The organism is Halocynthiibacter sp. C4 (genome assembly GCF_028823805.1).
GTDB lineage: Bacteria > Pseudomonadota > Alphaproteobacteria > Rhodobacterales > Rhodobacteraceae > Falsihalocynthiibacter > Falsihalocynthiibacter halioticoli.
In genome coordinates, this window is sequence record NZ_JAPEIE010000002.1 from 673779 (window position 1) to 693803 (window position 20025).

Below are 20025 nucleotides of genomic sequence, written 5' to 3' on the forward strand. Positions count from 1 at the left end.
GTTTCGCCGACCTTGGGCCTATAGTGGCGCGCCGCACCAGAAGATGCAGCCGCTCGCCGACCCAAGAGCGCACAAAACCGACCTAAACCTCGGTTTGCATGTTCAAAACCCGACTGGGCTCGCGCCCTAAATAACGCCCGGCACCACAAGATCAGGTGGGCGATGTCCGTCGTCAAAGGTTTTGATATTTATCATAACGCGCTCGCCCATTTCGATCCGTCCTTCGCGGGTTGCCGAACCGACGTGCGGAAGGAGGGCAACATTATCAAGCGCACGCAGACGAGGATTGATATTCGCGCCATCTTCGAAAACATCCAGCCCCGCGCCCGCGATCTCTCCGGCGCGCAACATCCGCGTAAGCGCGTTCTCGTCGATCACCTCGCCCCGAGAGGTGTTGACGATAACCGCCGAAGGTTTCATCAACTTAAGCCGCCGCGCATTCATCAAGTGAAATGTACTCGGCGTATGAGGGCAGTTGATCGACAGCACATCGACCCGCGCCACCATTTGATCGAGACTCTCCCACCACGTAGCGCCAAGGCGCTCTTCGACCTCGGGATGCAATCGTTTGCGATTGTTGTAGTTTATCTCCATGCCAAAGGCCGCCGCGCGCTTGGCAACGGCGCGTCCGATGCGGCCCATGCCAAGGATACCGAGTTTCTTACCCGCAATCCGACCACCTAGCATCGCCGTCGGGGTCCAGCCCCGCCACTCGCCGGTTTGCATCAGGCTTAACCCTTCGGGAATCCGCCGCGTAACCGCAATAATAAGCATCATGGCGATATCGGCGGTGTCTTCGGTTACAACGCCTGGTGTGTTGGACACAAGAATGCCCCGCTCCCGCGCAGTTGCCACGTCGATATGATCCACCCCCGCGCCGTAATTCGCTATCAGTTTGAGGTCCGGCCCAGCCGAAGCAAGCATGCTCGCGTCGATCGTATCCGTTACGGTTGGCACCAACACATCGCATTTCTTCATTGCGGCAACGAGTTCGGCTTTGCTCATCGGCGTGTCGTCTACACGCAGGGTCGTATCAAACAGCTCTTTCAGGCGAGTTTCGACCGCCACAGGCAACCGTCGTGTAACAACAACACTCAGACGTTTTGCGCACATGGGATGCTCCCTCATCTTTTCTTTGGTTCGCTCCCTGCTAAGGTGGCCCATGAAATGATCGGACACAAGAACCGACAGACAGGCGCAGTAGAAATTCAGGTAGAAATCCGATGAGTCTCCGCAAGACGATTTGGGCCCTCGTGGCCATGCTCGGGCTTCAGGCCGCCCACGCGCAAGAGCGCGGCCCCGTGACCAACTTGCCGATTCCGCGTTTTGTTTCGATGAAAGCCACCGAGGCAAACGTTCGGCGCGGCCCTTCCCTCACGCACCGCATTGATTGGGTTTATAAACACCGCGATATGCCGCTGGAAATCACCGCAGAGTTCGGCCATTGGCGTCGCGTCCATGACCGCGACGGTGCGGGCGGTTGGGTGCATTTCACTCTTCTCTCTGGCGTGCGCACGGTTGTTGTGACCGCCAAAGAGGTTGAGCTTAAGATTCTCCCCCAACCGGACGCCAAAGCGGTTGCCAAGCTCGAACAGGACGTGATCGCGCGGCTTGGGGCCTGCGATCGAACATGGTGCAAGTTAAGCGTCGACGGCCTTAGGGGCTGGGCGCCGAAATCCGCTGTTTGGGGCGTACGCGACGACGAGATTCGCAAGTAACCGTTAAAGCAACCCGCGCCCCTCAAGCAGCGCGTCAACGCTTGGCATCCGTCCGCGAAACGCACGGTAAAGCTCTTCTGGATCGCGCGAGCCGCCTGCCGACAGGATATGCTCCTCTAGCCGCTTGGCAAGTGCCGGATCGAACGGCCCTTCGCCCTCTTCAAACGCCTTGAATGCATCCGCGTCCATCACCTCGGACCACATATAGCTGTAATAGGCACTGGCATAGCCATCCCCCGCAAATACATGTGCAAATCCAGGCGTCGCATGGCGCATACGAATTGCATAAGGCATTGAAATACCGTCAAGGACTTCGGCCTGACGCGCCATTGTGTCTTTGGGCGCGGGACCGTCGTGAAATGCCAAATCAACTAGGGCAGAAGAAACATATTCAACCGTTGCAAAGCCGGTGTTATAAGTCTGCGCGTCCAAAAGCCGTTTCATCAAATCTGCTGGTATTGCCTCGCCCGTTTCGGCATGGATCGCGTGTTTCTCCAGCACTTCCGGCACCTCAAGCCAATGCTCATAAAGCTGGCTTGGTAGCTCCACAAAATCGCGTGCGACAGAAGTTCCCGAGATGCTTTCATAGGTCACATCCGAAAGCATCTGGTGAAGCGCGTGACCAAACTCGTGGAACAAGGTCCGCGCATCATCATAAGACAGCAGCGCGGGTTCTCCTTCTGGCGGTTTGGCAAAGTTACAGACATTCACAACGATTGGGCGTACGTCGCCGCCAAGTTTCTTCTGGCTGCGCATCGCCGAACACCACGCACCAGAGCGTTTGCTCGCGCGGGCAAAATAATCACCGATGAACACGGCAATATGTTCGCCGTTTCGTGTAAACTCCCACGCGCAGCAATCCGGATGATAGAGCGGCACATCAAGCGCACGCGCCTCAAGTCCAAACAGCCGGTTTGCACAATCAAACGCAGCTTCAATCATCCGATCAAGCTGGAAGTAAGGCTTCAACTCTGCTTCGTCCAAATCGTGCTCTGCAAGGCGGCGTTTCTCGGCGTAATAGAACCAATCCCACGCCTCCAGTGGTCCGTTGATCCCGTCTTTGGCCAGCATTTCGGCCAAAACTTCGGCATCGGCTTCGGCTGCGGGTTTGGCCTTGTTCCAAACCTGCATCAACAGATCGTGCACCGCTTCTGGCGTTTTGGCCATTTCAGTTTCGAGCTTGTAGGCCGCATAGCTATCATAGCCCAAAAGCGCAGCCCGCTCCGCGCGCAACTCCAGTGTTTCGCGCGTGATCTCTCGATTGTCTGTCTCGCCACCATTTGCGCCGCGCGCGACCCAAGCCTCAAACGCGGTTTTGCGCAACTCGCGTCGTGGCGAAAATTGCAGAAACGGCACAATGAGCGACCGTGAAAGTGTAACCGCTGGCCCCTCGTGGCCAAGCGCTTCCCCCGCCGAACGCGCCGCCGCGATCACGAAATCAGGCAGCCCCTCCAGATCATCTTCCGAAAGCGGCATCGACCACTCGCGCTCATCTGCCAAAAGGTTCTGGCCAAATTCTGTACCCAAAACAGCAAGACGTGCTTTGATTTCGCGATGACGCTCGCGCGCATCCCCCTCTAACTGCGCGCCCGCGCGTACAAACCCGCGGCGACACAGCTCAAGCACCCGCGCTTGTTCGTCGTTCAGGTTAAGGCTGTCGCGCTGTTGCCAAAGGGTTTCTACCCGCTCAAACAACTCTTTGTTCATCGAGACATCGCTCGAATAGGCCGCAAGAAGCGGCGAAAATGCGCGTTGTAGCTCTTGGCGTTTCTCTGTGCTGTCTGCACCCGCAAGATTATAGAAAACGCCCAAAACACGTCCCAAATCCGCATCCGCGAGTTCCAACGCCTCAACCGTGTTCTCGAAACTCGGTGCCTCTGGATTATTGGCAACCGCATCAACTGCAGCGCGCGCACTGGCGAGCGTTTCGTGAACCGCCGCTTCGAAATCATCGTCCGAAATCTCGGCAAATGGCGGCAGCTGAAACGGCGTGTCCCAATCAGACAGAAGCGGGTTGGTCATGAAAGTCTCCTTTGGTTGCGCGCTTCAAGCGCGCACTTGTATCTCACCGCAAACAGGACAGTCAGCTCGCTTGCTGGTGGTGAATTTTCGTATCTCGCCATAGAGCGCGTCATATGTGAACAATACGCCGCGCAGGTTCTCGCCTGCGCCCGTAATGACCTTGATCGCCTCAACCGCCATCATAGAGCCCATAACACCAGGGAGCGGCCCGATGACGCCGGCTTCTGAACAACTCGGAACCAATCTCGGCGCGGGTGGCTCTGGGAAAACGCATTGATAGCATGGCCCGCCATTCGCAGGATCATAGAGCGAAATCTGCCCTTCCCATTGAGTCATCGCCGCAGAGATAAGTGGCTTCCCAAGCGCCACGGCAACGCGGTTAACCATATATCGGGTGTCAAAATTATCTGTGCCATCAAGGAGCAGATCATATTCGGCAAACAGGGCCTCGGCGCTCTCCTGATCCAACCGTCGATGATAGGGGCGCACCGAAATAAACGGGTTCTGCGCCTGAAGTTCAGATTGGGCAGAAAAGACCTTGGGCGTGCCGATGGCCGCATCTTTATGGATTACCTGACGCTGAAGATTGGCATTCTCGACCACGTCATCGTCAACAACGCCGATGGTTCCAACGCCCGCCGCACCAAGGTATTGCAACGCCGGAGCCCCAAGCCCCCCCGCACCAATCACCAAAACGCGTGCCTCCCGCAACCGCTTCTGGCCAAGGCCGCCAACTTCTCGCAACACGATATGGCGGGCATAACGATCAAGCTCGGTCTCCGAAAACGATCCGCCAGTTTCTGGCACGACCCCGGCAGCCGTTTCTCCACGTTTTCGCAAAAGCGGCAGCGCCCAGACGTACAGACCGACAACAGCACCGCACATCCCGACCAGCGCCCAAATACCCACACTATCGCCAAACAATTCGCGCATATTGTGCCCTTCGGGAAGGGTCAATAAAACAACAAATCCAAGCACATAGATCAATCCAACAAGAAGCGCGCGCACGGCTTTCGGAAGGCGCAAGATCGGCCCACCAAACCAGATCACCCCCATTAGAACAAAGGTTATCGCCATTTATCCGCGCTGTCCGGTGGAGCCAAAGCCCCCCGCCCCTCTGGCCGTTTCACTCAAGGATTCAGCGGCCTCAAACGTCGCTTGCGTAACTGGCGCAACGATCAACTGCGCAATGCGATCTCCATGCCGAATTTCAAACGGCTCCGCACCCAAATTAATCATAATCACACCAAGCGGCCCGCGATAATCGCTATCGATCGTGCCTGGTGTATTGACCAACGTGACCCCATGCTTAAGCGCCAAGCCTGAACGGGGCCGAACCTGAACTTCATACCCAACAGGAATTTCCAAACTCAACCCTGTGGGCACCAATGCGCGCTCCATTGGCTCCAAAACAATCCCGTCGCGTTCATCAACTGGAAAGTTCGCACAGACATCCGCACCAGCGGCACCTGCCGTTTCGTAGGATGGCAAAGAAAGGGCTTCATCTGCCCCTTCGAGCCGCTTTATCTTAATAGAAACAGTCACTTCTGCTTACCCTGCAAGGCCTCTGAAATACGCTCTGCCAATTTACGGGCAACCTGATCTTTGCCCATTCGTGGCCAATTGTCGGCGCCATTTTCATCAATGATTGTCACCGCGTTCTCGCTACCGCCCATAATTCCGGTTTTGGGCGAGACATCATTCGCAACAATCCAGTCACAGCCTTTTCGCTTACGTTTAGCCGTCGCGTTTTCGATAACGTCGTCGGTTTCTGCCGCAAACCCAACAACCAACGCAGGGCGGGCTTTGTTTTTACTCACATCAGCCAAAATATCCGGGTTCTCGGCAAATTCGAGAGCAGGAAGGCCCGTTTTGGTTTTCTTCATCTTGCTATCTGCTGCGTTCGAAACCCGCCAATCTGCTACGGCAGCCGCAAAAATAGCGGCATCTGCGGGGAGCGCCTCCATGACGGCTTTGCGCATGTCATTTGCTGTTTCGACGCGCTTAAGAACAACGCCTTCTGGCGGCGCAACATCCGCAGGCCCCGTTACAAAAACAACCTCAGCACCAAGCGCCACAAGCGCACGCGCAATTGCGGTTCCCTGCGCGCCGGACGAGCGGTTTGCAATATACCGCACCGGATCGATCGGTTCGTGCGTCGGGCCCGACGTCACAACTATTTTTCGCCCCGCAAGCGGCCCGTCGGCCAACATCGCCTCCGCCGCTGCGACAATCTCCAAGGGTTCCGACATACGACCAGGGCCAAATTCACCACAGGCCATATCGCCTTCGTTCGGCCCAACAAACGCAAGCCCGTCTGCCTTAAGCGTATCAATATTCCGCTGGGTTGCTGGATGGGTCCACATGCGTACATTCATCGCTGGCGCGAGCAATACGCGTGTATCCGTGGCGAGCAAGACGGTGCTTGCCAAATCATTTGCATGCCCCTGCGCAGCTTTTGCCATAAGATCCGCCGTCGCAGGGGCAACCACGATCAAATCCGCTGCGCGCGACAGTTCAATATGTCCCATCTCGGCTTCATCCGTGAGATCAAACAGATCGCCAAAAACCTTCTGCCCTGCCAACGCCGAAACAGAGAGCGGCGTAACAAATTCCGCCCCCGCCTTAGTCAACACAGGCGTCACCTCCGCACCGCGCTCCTTGAAACGGCGGATAAGATCGAGCGATTTATAGGCAGCAATTCCACCACCAATGATCAAAAGGATACGTTTTTGCGCAAGCATCTCTTGCCCCTTTGGTTCTGTCATACCATTGCTAAGACCCGCGCGGCTAAAATGCCAGCCCTTAACCTCGCGGCAAACCCCTGATAGGCTGCGCAAAAACGGGAAACGGGGCAAACTATGCTGCCAAATCTAACGCTTGTTCTGGGTGGTGTTGCCTCTGGGAAATCTGATTTTGCTGAACGGTTAGCGGTGGAGAGCGGCCTGAACCGAATCTATCTCGCAACTGCGCAGGCGTTTGACGACGACATGAAGAGCAAAATAGAGCGGCACAAATCCTCTCGCGGAAGCGGCTGGACGACAATTGAGGAACCCGTTGATATTGAACCGAAATTCGTCAATGCATCAAGTAGAGACGTGATCCTGCTCGACTGCGCCACACTTTGGTTAAGCAACCTGCTCTTGGCAGAATTCGACGTAGAAGCCCGCACTATGGCGCTCCTATCCGCACTCACCGACTGTAATGCCCCCGTTATTATCGTGAGCAACGAGGTTGGCGGTGGAGGAATTGCTGCCACATCGCTCGCGCGAAGATTTGCAAACGCTCAAGGAAAATTGAACCAAGAGCTCGCCGCCGCATCAGACACGGTTATCACCGTAATGGCAGGCCTTCCTCTTACCCTTAAAGGTAAACTTCCAGAGGCAAACCCGTGAACGACATCAAAAGATTATGGTGGGTTCGCCATGCGCCGACCCATGCAAGAACCATGGTCGGTTGGACCGATTTGCCCGCAGACCTTTCAAACAGCGCGCAGATCAAACGCGTTTCCGACGCGTTACCAGAAACCGCACCAATCATCACCTCGCCCTTGTCGCGCGCAGTTGAGACAGGCAAAGTGATCGCAAACGCTCGCCATACCTTGCAGCCGGACCCTGACTTGCGGGAAATTCATTTCGGCGAATGGGAAAACCGGACCTTCGACGATGTTAACGCAGAGAGCGAAGAAGCACTTCGCGCGTTTTGGGACACTCCCGGAGACACACACCCGCCCGGCGGAGAAAGCTGGAACGCGCTTCGTGCACGCGTCGACTCAGCTGCGGATAGGCTCTTACGCAGACCGGAAGCAGACATCATTATCGTCGCCCATTTCGGCGCAATCCTATGTCAGGTCCAGCGTGCGCTTGGGCAGGATACTCCCACAGTCTTCGCCCAGAAAATCGACAACCTTTCCGTCACCTGCCTCGAATATCAAGGTACGTGGCGCGCTAAACACATCAACAAGCTGTTTTAATGCAGCACGTTACGCCGCAACAATCGCAACGACCATTGGTGTACCCGTTTCGATCGTAAGCGCGCTTTTCTCGAGCATTCCATCCTTTTCGTCTCGCGCAAAAAGCGTAATTACATCAGAATCCTGATTGGCCGAGAACAGGAAACGACCGCATGGCGTAAGCGCCAGATTTCGTGGCGTTTTCCCGCCAGCAGGAACCTGCGCAATCAAGGTCAACGTCCCATCAGCAGCCACAGATAAAACCGCGATCGTGTCATCCCCACGGTTTCCGACATAGAGAAAGCGCCCGTCAGGCGCGATTTGGATATCTGAACAGAAGCTCTTACCAACCGAACTATCCGGCACCGTCGGACAGATCGATACCAATGCGTCCTTTGGTGATTTGGTCAAGTCGAGCGTAGCAACATTGCTCAGCAGTTCGTTAACGACAAACAGCCATCGACCATCAGCCGACCAAGCGAAATGGCGCGGCCCACTCCCTGCTGGCATATCAAACACCCTTTGCTGGGAAAGCTGGCCACTTGCGCTCAAACTATACTCAAAAACCTTATCCAGCCCAAGATCCGCCACGACAACGTTTCCATTCGGCAATTGATGGGTAAAATGCGTATGACTGCGATCTTGGCGCTCTTTGTTCGGCCCACACCCTTCATTTTTCACGGTGCAAGCCGGCGCTCCAAGCTCGCCGTCTTCCAAAATAGGGTAAACGACCAAAGACTGATCTGGCCCTTCCTGAAGCTCTCCATAGTTGGCGACAAGTAGGAATTTTCCGTCTTCCGTAATCGAGTTGTAAGCCGTAATCGAGCCGCGACTTGATTGCTCGGCCAGGTGCGCGAACGTCCCATGCTCTTTGTCATAAGAGAGGGTTGTCACAAGCCCTTCCGGTTTACCGGGCAGTTCCGAGTTTGCGTATAAACGGGTTGCAGACGGGTTAACGCTTAGAAATGTCGAATTCTCGACGTCCGGGTATGATCCGAGCTTTGCGACCTCACAGGTTTCAGCGTCGAAACGATATGCGCTCACGCCCTTTCCGTTTGAGTTTCCAAAATATGGAACCGCGGAATTACAGCTCCCGACAAACAGAAAATACTCCATATACGCCCCAAATTCGTTATTTTTGTCATGCTTTCAATCGCCCGCGAAACGTGACTTGCGTAGGCATCGGTTGCAAGCCAATATTTAAAGGAGCGCCGATACACTGGCCTCTATCGCATCAATTTATTTGATGAATTACATAAGATATTATCGTTTTTGATAATGTAACTAATGAGCTATCGAAGGCTATGACTTATACTCTTGCTCTCACCGATCGCGCATACTCCAGTTGGTCCCTTAGGGGGTGGCTGTTGCTTGAGAAATTCAACATCCCAGTCCAAACGAGGTTTGCTCGGCTATATACAGACGATTTTCCGAAAATGCTTGCGGATTTCGCCCCTGCTCGGCTCGTTCCTGCCCTCAAAACCTCTGAAGGGCACGTCATTACGGAATCTCTAGCAATCGCCGAAGAGCTCGCCACGCGTCACCCTGAAAACAATCATTGGCCAGCAAACCCTCATCACCGCGCCATTGCCCGAAGCCTTGCAGCCGAAATGCATGCCGGCTTTATGGCGCTTCGTGACGCTTGTCCGATGAACCTTCGCGTAGCCTATGATGATTTCTCGCCAAGCGCTGAGGTAGAGAAAGATCTTCGACGTCTCGAAGCGATTTGGGCATGGGCACGTACAGAAACCAAAAGCGAGACGCCTTGGCTTTGTGGCACATACTCTATTGCTGACGCGTTTTTTGCGCCCGTCGCTGCACGCATCGCGGGGTATGGCCTAGATGTGTCATCCGAAGCCATGGAATACGTGAACGCTCATCTTAACGACGGCGCATTTCGTCGCTGGAGGGCAATGGGACTTGTTGATGGCGATGATCAGCCCTTCTACAAAAGAGATTTTGCAACCAAAACTTGGCCCGGCCCAACCCCAATCAAAGCTCAAGCCGTTTCCGCTGGAACACCAGAAAACTCAAGTTGCCCTTACTCTGGCAAACCTTCTGAAGTCTTGGCGGAAATAGAGGGGCGGATTTTTGGCTTTTGTAATCACTTTTGCCGCGACAAGACCGTTGCAGACCCCGCCGCGTGGCCGAAGTTCATGAAGCTTCTTGCCCGTGAAAGTTAATACTTCTTAAACTTTGTTAACTCAGTCTGCTTCCAATTCGATTCAAATTGGAAGCAGGCCATGATCACAAAGGCATATACCGTTGCATTTGAGGGCGTCGACGCCCGAATTGTTGAGGTACAATGCGCCGTCACAGCGGGTTTGCCCGCGTTTTCGATCGTGGGGCTTCCAGGAAAGTCGGTCTCCGAAGCGATAGAGCGCATTCGATCCGCGCTCACAGCGATGGCTGTCGCGCTTCCGTCAAAAAGGATCACTGTCAATCTAACGCCCGCTGACCTGCCGAAATCCGGCTCGCACTACGATCTGCCGATAGCCTTGGCAGTTTTGGCCGCATTGGAAATCGTACCTGCTGCAGAAATCGAGGCCTTCGTCGCGATTGGTGAACTCGCGTTGGACGGGGCAATTATCCCAGTCAATGGAGCGATATCTGCTGCTCTCGCCGCCAGCAGCGAAGACAAAGATTTGCTTTGCCCAGCTGGCTGCGCTCCAGAGGCGGCATGGGTTTCAAGCACACAAGCGCTTGGTGTGACATCGTTGACCAGCCTCGTTCAACACTTCACGGGCAACGCGGTTCTGCCACCAGCCAAACCCGGAGAGGTCGCATCAACAGAGCATGTCGGAGATATGATCGACGTTAAGGGGCAGGAACGTGCAAAACGGGCGCTCGAAATCGCAGCAAGCGGCCGCCATCACGTGTTAATGGTCGGGCCTCCTGGCGCAGGCAAATCGATGCTTGCCGCGCGATTGACCAGCATTCTTCCTGAAATGACACCACGCGAAGCGCTTGAAACGTCGATGATTCACTCGGTTGCCGGCTTATTGAGCGGACAAGGCATCCGCCGCGACCGCCCGTTTCGGGCACCGCATCACACTGCTTCAATGCCCGCAATTGCCGGCGGGGGTCGGGGCGCAAGCCCAGGCGAAATTTCATTGGCGCATAACGGCGTACTCTTCATGGACGAGTTCCCAGAATACAATCGAAACGTTCTTGAAACCTTAAGACAACCCTTGGAAACGGGCGAGATTGCGGTCACGCGAGCCAACGCAAAAGTTACATATCCGTGCCGCATTATGCTGGTCGCCGCTGCAAACCCCTGCAGATGCGGGCATCTCGCAGATGCAAACCGCGCATGTAGCCGTGCGCCCGTTTGCAGCGAAGATTACCTTGGAAAAATCTCGGGCCCATTGATGGATCGGTTCGACCTTCGCATCGAGCTTCCGCCCATGGCATATTCTGATCTCGACCTGCCAGCTTCTGGTGAAACGAGTTTTGAAATTGCCAAGCGTGTTCGTGCCGCGCGCGAAATCCAAGAAGCACGATATGAAGGCCTTACGGCAATCAACCAGAACGCTGATATCGAAGGGAAATTGCTGGAAGACGTCGCAACCCCAGACTCGGAAAGCCGCGCATTTCTTGAGCAGATTTCTGATCGTTTTGGGCTATCCGCGCGCGGTTATCATCGGATTCTCAGAGTTGCGCGCACGATCGCAGACCTCGACCAGTCCGAAATGGTCCGCAAACCACATGTTGCCGAGGCCGTCAGTTACCGAACGTCCCTCTCACAGCAGCTTTAAGCACGCTTAGCTTCAATCGCTTCCCAAATCTTGGCGGCAATATTCTCACCATTGAAGCGCTCGAGCTCAAGAATTCCAGTAGGAGACGTTACATTGATCTCTGTCAGATACTCGCCAATCACATCAATCCCGACAAATATCTGACCCTTTTCCCGCAGAAGCGGGCCGATCTTTGCGCAAATTTCCAAATCACGCTCCGTTAGCTCGGTTTTCTCCGGCTTTCCGCCCACATGCATGTTGGAACGCGTTTCGCCTTTGGCCGGTACGCGGTTAATCGCGCCGACAGGCTCTCCATCTACCAATATCACCCGTTTGTCGCCGCCGGAAACTGCTGGAAGGAATTTTTGAACTATGAGCGGTTCGCGATTAATTCCGGAAAACAGCTCGTGAAGAGACGTCAGGTTGCGATCATCCGGACCAAGCCGAAAAACACCCGCACCGCCGTTTCCATAAAGTGGTTTCAGAATGACATCGCCATGCTCTGCCTTGAACGCTTTGATCGTCTCAAGATCACGTGCAATCGTTGTTGGTGGTGTGAGGTCGGGGAAATCGAGCACGAGCAATTTCTCTGGATAGTTCCGCACCCAAAACGGATCATTCACAACAAGGGTATCGGGATGGATGCGATCTAGCAGGTGCGTGGTCGTGATATAGCCCATGTCAAAGGGCGGATCTTGCCGCAGCCAAACAACATCCCAATCCGCCAGATCAATTTCTGTTTCGGCACCGAGCGTAAAGTGATTGCCTTCTTCGCGGCGTACAGTCAGCGGCCACCCACGCGCGGTAATCTTGCCTTCTTGATAGGCAAGTTTGTCAGGCGTGTAATAGAACAAAGAATGCCCGCGCGCTTGCGCTTCTTCCGCAATTCGAAACGAACTGTCCCCTGCGATGTCAATATTCTCGATCGGGTCCATTTGAATAGCGACTTTTAGCGACATACCGTTTCTCCCTTGTTGCCCATTACATGGCGCAAGGTTGTGACCGGTTCAATGGCAATTAGAATTGTCCAAAGGCATTTTCAAGAATTTGCACTTGCCCCTTATCGTTCACCAACGCCACATCAAACCGCACTTCGGTATCCTGGCCGTTTGGTTCACCGGCCAAAAACTCAGAAGCCGTTGCAAATATGCGCTGCATTTGGCGGCGGGAAACACGCGCCGCTGCGCGCTCGAAGGTTTTGCTTTTCTTGACCTCGACGAAGACAACCCCCGCGCCATTTCTCGCAACAAGGTCTATCTCTCCCGATTTCCCGCGCCAACGTTTTCGCGAGATCGGCAAGCCACGCGCAATATAATCTCTCGAAACAGACTCTTCGGCAGCGATCCCAGCCTGATATGAAACCATTCCACTCATACAACTCTCCAAAACCGCGCAATTCACAACGCGGCAGAGCGTGTTGTGTTTTAATCCTTAGCGTCTTTCGCGATGGCGAGCGCCTTTTGGTACACATCCCGCCGCGCGATATTGAAAGTATCGGCCACAATACTTGCGGAATCTTTAACAGAGTTTGATTTCAGAGCCTCTTTAAGAGCATCTTCAATTGAAGATGCATCCACCGTTTTGGTGCCTACGCGGTTAACAAGAACAACGATCTCGCCTTTGACTGTGCGTTCAGAAAATGCCGAGGCGAGTTCCTCCAATGTGCCGCGCGCGACCTCTTCAAATTTTTTGGTTAACTCGCGGCAAACAGCTGCTTTTCGCTCTTCGCCGAATATCTCTGCCATATCTTTCAAACTGGCTTTGAGGCGCTTTGGAGATTCATAAAAAACAAGCGTCGCATCGGTATCTGCGACAGCCGACAGTGCCTTTCGCCGCGCGGATTTCGCATTGGGAAGGAACCCCGCGAACAGGAACTTATCAGTCGGCAGCCCTGCAATCGTAAGTGCGGCGATCATAGCGCTCGGTCCGGGCGCAGAGGTTACAGGATAACCCGCTTCTATCGCGGCAACGGACAAGTGATAGCCCGGATCAGCAACAAGCGGCGTTCCCGCTTCGCTGGCGTAGGCCACGGAGCACCCCTCCTCAAGATATTTCAGCAAACGCGGACGCGCCTTCTCTCCGTTGTGATCGTGATACGCAACCATTGGCCGATCTCGGAGCGGGATGCCGTGAATGTCCATGAGCCTTCGCGCTGTGCGGGTATCTTCGGCAGCGATAACATCCGCAGATGCAAGCGTATCCAGTGCCCGAAGCGTGATGTCCCGCGCCGAACCAATCGGTGTTGCAACAAAATACAGACCTGACGCGAGCTTTTTTGTCTCGAAATTCATCTCTTTAGGCTTTCGCTAGCGTTTACTATTCTCTTGTAAACGCATAGGTTCACCCCGTCCGGAGTCAATGCCTGACATGTTGCCGATCAATTGAAGCGAGACCTTTTTATGCTCAGAATTCTTCGAAATGCCCGTTTTGGATTGCAATTTCTTCTCCTTGGTATCGCGGCAATATTCCTCGCGGCCTGTCAACCAGGCGGCACAGGTGGTGGCCCGTCGATCAACACGCAAAAGGCTGTTCCTGTTGCGCTTTTGGTTCCTGGCAACTCTGCAAGTTCAGGCGATAACCTGATCGCCGCAGCACTTGAGAATTCCGCACGCCTTGCCATAGCAGACCTTCAGGGCGTCGAAATTGATCTGCGCGTTTATAACACTTCTGGTCGCGCCGATGTTGCGGCAAAGGTTGCCAAAGAGGCGGTCAGCGATGGTGCAAAAATCATTCTTGGCCCGCTTTACGCAGAATCAGCCAACGCTGTCGGCGTAGCGATTTCGAACAAAAACGTGAACATTCTTGCCTTCTCGAACAAGCCCGACATCGCTGGCGGCAACGTATTTGTGCTCGGCAATACATTCCAGAACACAGCAGACCGCATCGTGTCCTATGCAGCACGTCAAGGCATCAGCAGTGCTATGGTGATTTCCGGCTCCGGCGACCTCTCTGAAGATGCGGGCCGCGACGCACTGGTGACTGCGGCAAACAATTCCGGTGTAACCGTAGCAGCACTAGGCACTTTCGAGATGAGCCAGCAAGGTGTGATCAATGCGATCCCGGATCTCGCGGCATCGGCAAAATCTTCAGGTGCGGAGGCTCTACTCTTTGCTTCCGGAACCGAAGGTGCTCTTCCGTTACTCGCGCAGCTTTTGCCGGAAAACGGTATCGACCCGACAGCGACGCAATTTATCGGCCTGACACGCTGGGATATTCCGGCGTCGACGCTCGCGCTTCCTGGTGTTCAGAGCGGCTGGTTTGCCCTTCCTGATCCTGGCTTGGCGGCGCAATTCGCTTCGCGCTATGAAAACGCTTATGGCCAACCACCCCACCCGATCGCGGGGCTCTCTTATGACGGCATCGCCGCAATCGGTGCCCTCGTGCGCGCGGGCAAATCAGACGCGCTCACCCAATCGGCTCTCACTCAACCTTCGGGATTCGTTGGTGTGAATGGCGTATTCCGCCTGCTCCCTGACGGAACGAACCAACGCGGTCTCGCCATCGGTCAGATCCAAGACAATCAGGTAAACATAATTGACCCCGCTCCAAGAAGCTTCTCCGGCACCGGTTTCTAACGTCGCAGAGGCGACGCCGCTAACCTATCCTGCGCCATCTTTAGCATGTGCGCCGAATGACATCTTTGACCTCGTCGCGGTGAGCGGAGAGCTCGCCGAAACGATTCAGGGTGAAACCGATACGGCCGTCATTCGCAAGGCGACGGTCGATATCCTTTTGCGGGAACGCAAAAGAGGGTCCGAAGCAATCGAGGCGGCATTTGCCCTGCGCCCGCGCGAAGCCATGCCGGTCACGAGCGCCTATACCTACCTGACGGATTGCCTTGTGATGGTCGCCTATAACGTGGCCACAGGTTTTCTACACCCCAACCCGACGCCAACCGACGGCGAGCGCCTGACGCTGTTGGGCGTTGGCGGCTATGGCCGCGCAGAAATGGCGCCTGGTTCTGACGTGGACCTGCTTTTCCTCACACCGTACAAGATTACCCCTTGGGCCGAGAGCGTGATTGAATCCATGCTCTACATCCTTTGGGATTTGCGCCTGAAGGTGGGCCATTCCTCGCGGACTGTGAAGGATTGCGTTCGCTTAGGGCGCGAAGACATCACCATACGAACAGCGCTCCTCGAGCATCGCTACATCGCCGGAGCCGAGGACCTCATGGGCGACCTTGAGGACAGCCTGTACAAAAACCTGTTCAAAGGAACCGCAGCGGAGTTCATCGAAGCAAAGCTTCAGGAGCGCGCCGAACGCCATAAGAAGCAAGGCGGGCAGCGCTATGTGGTGGAGCCCAACGTCAAAGAAGGCAAAGGCGGCTTGCGAGATCTCCAAACGTTGTTCTGGGTGGCAAAATACCTGCATAACGTCGACACATCCGCGGAACTCGTCGCGCTCGGTGTGTTCGATCAAGAAGAATACGACAACTTCGTTCGTGCGGAAAACTTCCTGTGGGCCGTGCGCTGTCATCTGCATCTGATTGCAGGGCGCGCAATGGATACGCTCAGCTTTGACATGCAGATCGAAGTAGCGGACCGCATGGGATATATCGACACCGCCGGACGCCGCGCGGTTGAATTGTTCATGCAGGACTATTTTCGCCACGCCACCCGCGTTGGTGAATTGACCCGCATTTTCCTAACCTCGCTCGAAGCCTCGCACGTCAAGAAAGAGCCGTTGCTGGTTGGACTTTTCAAACGGAAACGCAAAGCGCGCGACGGCTTTAAGATCGTGCAGAACCGCCTCACTTTTGCAAATGAGGAGAAATTCCTAGCTGACAAGATGAACATCTTGCGCATCTTTGAGGAAGGGTTGCGCACGGGCGTGTTGCTGCACCCAGAAGCCATGCGCGTTGTGGCCTCCAACCTTGATCTGATCGACGACGACATGCGCAATCAGAAAGAGGCGCGCCGCATTTTTCTTGATCTTATGCTCAAGCACGGAAACCCCGAGCGCGCGCTCCGCCGCATGAACGAGATCGGTGTGCTCGGCGCGTTTATCCCCGAATTTCAAGAGATCGTCGCGATGATGCAGTTCAATATGTATCATCACTACACCGTGGATGAGCACACCATCCAATGTATCAAGACCCTCGCACAGATCGAGCGCGGCGAGTTGATCGAAGAGCTTCCCGTGGCCAGCGGCATTCTCAAGGACGGCATCAACCGCAAGGTGCTTTATGTCGCGCTGCTGCTGCATGACATCGGCAAGGGTCGCGACGAGGACCACTCGATTGTTGGCGCACGGATTGCCCGCAAGGTCGCGCCGCGCCTCGGCCTAAAGCCAAGCGAATGCAAAACTGTCGAGTGGCTCGTGCGCAATCACCTTTTGATGTCGGATATCGCCCAGAAACGTGACATTTCCGATCCTCGCACGGTGCGCGGATTTGCTAAGGCGGTGAACAACACCAAACAGCTCGACCTGCTCACTGTTCTAACTGTTTGTGACATTCGCGGCGTTGGACCGGGCACGTGGAACAACTGGAAAGCCATGCTCCTAAGGGATCTTCATGGCCAAACCACAATGGCGCTTGAGTCCGGCCTTGAAGCCCTCAACAGGGAAACGCGCGAAACAGAGGCCAAGAAAGCCCTGCGCACCGCGCTTGCAGATTGGGATAAGAAAGCCGTCCGCAAAGAAGTCACCCGCCACTACCCGCCTTATTGGCAAGGCAACCAGCTTTCCACGCATATTGTCTTTGCCAATATGCTCAAGAAGCTTAAAGACGACGAGATCGAGATTGATCTCAGCCTTGATGAGGACCGCGACGCAACGCGTGCCTGTTTCGCGCTTGTCGATCATCCCGGTATATTCTCGCGCCTTGCAGGGGCGCTCGCGCTGGTTGGGGCCAATGTGGTCGACGCGCGGACTTACACGACCAAAGACGGTTACGTGACGGCGATTTTCTGGGTTCAAGATTCCGAAGGGCATCCCTACGCCCGAAGCCGAATGCAACGCCTGCGCAATATGATCAAGAAGACCCTGCTTGGCGAGGTTGTGCCGCGAGACGCCTTGGTTGACCGCGACAAGCTCAAGAAGCGCGAGAAAGCCTTCAAGGTTCCAACGATCATTACCTTCGATAACGAAGGCTCTGAAATCTATACGATCATCGAAGTCGATACCCGCGACCGCCCCGGCCTGCTGTTTGATTTGACGCGGACATTGGCCAATGCAAATGTCTATATCGCCACCGCGACCATCGCGACCTATGGCGAGCAGGTGGTGGATACCTTCTATGTTAAGGATATGTTCGGCCTGAAGTATCACACCAAGGACAAGCAAAAGGTTCTGGCGGATAAAATTCGCACAGCAATCGCGCAAGGCACCAAGCGGGCACTCAACGGATGAAGCCCGCGCGCATGATCTCCGGCTTCATGACGGTTGGGTTCTGGACCCTGATGAGCCGTATTCTCGGATTTCTGCGCGACATTCTGATGGCGAGCTTCCTCGGAACCGGCCCCGTGGCAGAGGCTTTCCTGATTGCGTTTTCGCTGCCCAACATGTTTCGCCGCTTCTTTGCCGAAGGGGCATTCAACATGGCCTTTGTGCCGATGTTCTCCAAAAAACTGGAGCGCGGCGAAGATCCGTGTACCTTCGCCCGCGATGCATTTTCGGGGCTTGGCGGCATCCTGATTGTGTTCTCGCTTGTCGCGCATCTGTTGATGCCTTGGCTTGTGATCGCGATGGCGAGCGGATTTATCGGAGACGAGCGGTTTGATCTTGCGGTTCTATATGGCCGCATCGCTTTTCCCTATATCCTTTTCATCTCACTCTCTGCTCTTTTGGCTGGCGTGCTTAATGCCAGCGGTCGTTTCGCCGCCGCCGCCGCGGCCCCTGTTTTCCTTAACGTGGTGTTTGTTGCCGCAATGCTTGGCGCTGACGCTTTGGGCTGGCCGATTGGCCTAACATTGGCTTGGGCTGTTCCCGTTTCGGGCATTGTGCAGCTTGCGATTGTTTGGGTCGCGGCGAGCCGGATTGGCTTTCGTCTCGTTCCAAAGCGCCCGCGAATGACGCCTGATCTCAAACGCCTTCTTATCATCGCTGCTCCTGCCGCGCTGGCTGGTGGTGTTGTCCAGGTCAATCTGTTGGTCGGCCGTCAGGTCGCGAGCCATTTCGAAGGCGCGGTTGCGTGGCTTGCCTATGCCGACCGCCTCTATCAACTGCCGCTCGGAGTTGTTGGAATTGCAATTGGCGTTGTCCTACTCCCCGAGCTTTCGCGTCGCCTTGGTGCGAATGATGCCGACGGCAGCCGCGACGCCCTGAGCCGCGCAGGCGAGATTTCGATGGCGCTGACCATTCCCGCCGCTGTTGCGCTCGTGGTAATCCCGACGCCGCTTATCTCTGTTCTTTTTGAACGTGGCGCGTTTGATGCGGATGATACAGCCGCCACCGCTGTTGCTGTAGCGATCTATGGCCTCGGACTCCCGGGTTTCGTGCTGCAAAAGCTGCTTCAACCGGTTTTCTTTGCCCGCGAAGATACCAAACGGCCATTTTACTATGCAGTTGTTTCGATGGTGATAAACGCGGCAATCGCAATCGGTCTTGCTCCGTTCATCGGCTTCTGGGCTGCTGCCCTCGCCACAACGGTTGCAGGTTGGTTCATGGTTCTGCTTCTCGCCCTTGGCGCACGGCGCTACGGAACAGTTGCGCGATTTGATGCGCGGTTCTGGGGGCGGGTCTGGCGCGTTGTGCTGGCGGCTCTGCTTATGGGCGGCGCGCTTTTTGGTGTTCAAATCGTCATAACGCCAATGTTCGGAACCGAAGGGTTTGGCGTGCTTGGCCTCGTGATCCTGATTGGTTCAGGAATCGTAAGTTATTTCGGCATTGGGCATTTGATCGGCGCGTTTCGAATTGGTGATTTCCGCTCGGCGCTTCGCCGTTAATTATTGCCGCCGCATCTTCGCCACGAAACCGGCAAATGCCCCCGGCACAAGCGCAATCGCAAGAATTACGCCCACAGGAAATGCCGCGAAATCGGCAACCCAATTGCTTTGCCAGCCATAAAAGAACGCGAGTAAAAGGCGTAATCCAGCAAGAACAGCGATAAGTTTAAACGCACGCGCTTTTGGCCCACCGCTCGCCGCATACTCCTTATACCGAATAAACGTGTAGGCCCCGATCAAACCGAACACGCCGGGATAGCCGCCATAGGCAATTGCCTGCGCCCCGAACACGAGGCCGTAGACAAAGGCTGCGATAAACGCCGAAGCGAAGAAAATGATCAAAAGAGCGACGTTGCCTAGGGATTCCGCCGTCAACTTGCCCAGCGCCAGCACCAAAACGGCAATAAATACCGCCTGCGAGAAACCAGGCTGCACAAAGCTATAGGTGAAAAGCCGCATAAGATGCTCCGGTACAATGCGCCCCGTTTCGAGGAAATAGCTCACAACCGCGCCGTTAAAGCCAAACTCCTGAATGGCTGTACCGCGCATGCCTATCTTGGCGGGGCCAAATGCACCGAACTCACTAAGGAGCAAATACCCCTCTACACCCGCGACGACCAACGCAAGACAAACAACCGCCCAAGGCAGCGCAAGGAATGGCGATTCCGTGTATCGCGAAGGTGAAAAATCACTCATGTTCTGTCTCG

At 55.1% G+C, this 20025-nt stretch carries 18 protein-coding genes; 8 read left to right on the forward strand and 10 right to left on the reverse strand.

Translation table 11 applies throughout. The annotated features are described in order from the left end of the window. Positions 1 to 126 precede the first annotated feature (126 nt). Positions 127 to 1113: a 2-hydroxyacid dehydrogenase gene (locus OU789_RS10410; protein WP_274655534.1), complete on the reverse strand. Its 987-nt coding sequence runs from the start codon at positions 1111 to 1113 to the stop codon at positions 127 to 129. A 110-nt stretch (positions 1114 to 1223) separates the two neighbouring features. Here OU789_RS10410 and OU789_RS10415 point away from each other — a divergent pair, with 110 nt between their 5' ends. Further along, positions 1224 to 1718, forward strand: a complete 495-nt coding sequence (locus OU789_RS10415; protein ID WP_263952482.1) for an SH3 domain-containing protein — start codon at positions 1224 to 1226, stop codon at positions 1716 to 1718. A 3-nt stretch (positions 1719 to 1721) separates the two neighbouring features. On the opposite strand, the gene OU789_RS10420 is transcribed toward OU789_RS10415, so the two are convergent. The 4 genes from OU789_RS10420 to coaBC are packed head-to-tail and all read right to left on the reverse strand — an operon-like array spanning position 1722 to position 6484. Then, complete coding sequence (locus OU789_RS10420; protein ID WP_274655535.1) at positions 1722 to 3740, reverse strand: M3 family metallopeptidase; 2019 nt, start codon at positions 3738 to 3740, stop codon at positions 1722 to 1724. A gap of 24 nt (positions 3741 to 3764) precedes the next feature. After that, positions 3765 to 4817: a HesA/MoeB/ThiF family protein gene (locus tag OU789_RS10425; protein WP_274655536.1), complete on the reverse strand. Its 1053-nt coding sequence runs from the start codon at positions 4815 to 4817 to the stop codon at positions 3765 to 3767. Further along, positions 4818 to 5285, reverse strand: a complete 468-nt coding sequence (gene dut / locus OU789_RS10430) for a dUTP diphosphatase (protein ID WP_274655537.1) — start codon at positions 5283 to 5285, stop codon at positions 4818 to 4820. It abuts the gene before it with no gap. Further along, positions 5282 to 6484, reverse strand: coding sequence for a bifunctional phosphopantothenoylcysteine decarboxylase/phosphopantothenate--cysteine ligase CoaBC (coaBC, locus tag OU789_RS10435; protein WP_274656034.1), 1203 nt, complete (start codon positions 6482 to 6484; stop codon positions 5282 to 5284). Before coaBC ends, dut begins: the two co-directional genes overlap by 4 nt. Positions 6485 to 6601: 117 nt before the next feature. Between coaBC and cobU the strand changes: the two genes are divergently transcribed. Together cobU and OU789_RS10445 are read left to right on the forward strand one after the other, a co-directional pair. Beyond that, a complete protein-coding gene (gene cobU / locus OU789_RS10440) occupies positions 6602 to 7135 on the forward strand; it encodes a bifunctional adenosylcobinamide kinase/adenosylcobinamide-phosphate guanylyltransferase (RefSeq protein ID WP_274655538.1) in 534 nt (177 codons plus the stop codon). Beyond that, positions 7132 to 7713 (forward strand): histidine phosphatase family protein, encoded by a 582-nt coding sequence (locus tag OU789_RS10445; protein WP_342453578.1) that lies wholly within the window; start codon positions 7132 to 7134, stop codon positions 7711 to 7713. The genes cobU and OU789_RS10445 overlap by 4 nt, the downstream gene beginning before the upstream one ends. 9 nt (positions 7714 to 7722) lie before the next feature. Here OU789_RS10445 and OU789_RS10450 read toward each other — a convergent pair whose 3' ends face one another. Beyond that, positions 7723 to 8808 (reverse strand): lactonase family protein, encoded by a 1086-nt coding sequence (locus OU789_RS10450; protein WP_274655539.1) that lies wholly within the window; start codon positions 8806 to 8808, stop codon positions 7723 to 7725. Between the two features lie 188 nt (positions 8809 to 8996). On the opposite strand from OU789_RS10450, the gene OU789_RS10455 reads away from it, so the two are divergent. Beyond that, positions 8997 to 9875 (forward strand): glutathione S-transferase, encoded by an 879-nt coding sequence (locus tag OU789_RS10455; protein WP_274655540.1) that lies wholly within the window; start codon positions 8997 to 8999, stop codon positions 9873 to 9875. A 60-nt stretch (positions 9876 to 9935) separates the two neighbouring features. Continuing rightward, positions 9936 to 11450 (forward strand): YifB family Mg chelatase-like AAA ATPase, encoded by a 1515-nt coding sequence (locus tag OU789_RS10460; protein ID WP_274655541.1) that lies wholly within the window; start codon positions 9936 to 9938, stop codon positions 11448 to 11450. On the opposite strand, the gene gshB is transcribed toward OU789_RS10460, so the two are convergent. From gshB to rsmI, 3 genes are read right to left on the reverse strand one after another with little or no spacing between them, the layout of a single operon-like run. Continuing rightward, positions 11447 to 12388 (reverse strand): glutathione synthase, encoded by a 942-nt coding sequence (gshB, locus tag OU789_RS10465; protein WP_263952474.1) that lies wholly within the window; start codon positions 12386 to 12388, stop codon positions 11447 to 11449. The two genes, OU789_RS10460 and gshB, sit on opposite strands and share 4 nt — an antisense overlap. 58 nt (positions 12389 to 12446) lie before the next feature. Continuing rightward, positions 12447 to 12803 carry a YraN family protein gene (locus OU789_RS10470; RefSeq protein ID WP_274655542.1) on the reverse strand — a complete coding sequence of 119 codons (357 nt, stop codon included), beginning with the start codon at positions 12801 to 12803 and terminating at the stop codon, positions 12447 to 12449. A gap of 50 nt (positions 12804 to 12853) precedes the next feature. Further along, a complete protein-coding gene (rsmI, locus tag OU789_RS10475; protein ID WP_274655543.1) occupies positions 12854 to 13720 on the reverse strand; it encodes a 16S rRNA (cytidine(1402)-2'-O)-methyltransferase in 867 nt (288 codons plus the stop codon). A gap of 108 nt (positions 13721 to 13828) precedes the next feature. Between rsmI and OU789_RS10480 the strand changes: the two genes are divergently transcribed. The 3 genes from OU789_RS10480 to murJ are packed head-to-tail and all read left to right on the forward strand — an operon-like array spanning position 13829 to position 19318. Further along, positions 13829 to 15004, forward strand: a complete 1176-nt coding sequence (locus tag OU789_RS10480; RefSeq protein ID WP_274655544.1) for a penicillin-binding protein activator — start codon at positions 13829 to 13831, stop codon at positions 15002 to 15004. After that, positions 14964 to 17783 (forward strand): [protein-PII] uridylyltransferase, encoded by a 2820-nt coding sequence (locus OU789_RS10485; protein ID WP_274655545.1) that lies wholly within the window; start codon positions 14964 to 14966, stop codon positions 17781 to 17783. The genes OU789_RS10480 and OU789_RS10485 overlap by 41 nt, the downstream gene beginning before the upstream one ends. Next, positions 17780 to 19318 (forward strand): murein biosynthesis integral membrane protein MurJ, encoded by a 1539-nt coding sequence (murJ, locus tag OU789_RS10490; RefSeq protein ID WP_274655546.1) that lies wholly within the window; start codon positions 17780 to 17782, stop codon positions 19316 to 19318. The genes OU789_RS10485 and murJ overlap by 4 nt, the downstream gene beginning before the upstream one ends. Here the strand turns inward: murJ and OU789_RS10495 are convergent, their stop codons facing one another. Continuing rightward, positions 19319 to 20014, reverse strand: coding sequence for a rhomboid family intramembrane serine protease (locus OU789_RS10495; RefSeq protein WP_274655547.1), 696 nt, complete (start codon positions 20012 to 20014; stop codon positions 19319 to 19321). Between the last annotated feature and the right edge of the window lie 11 nt (positions 20015 to 20025).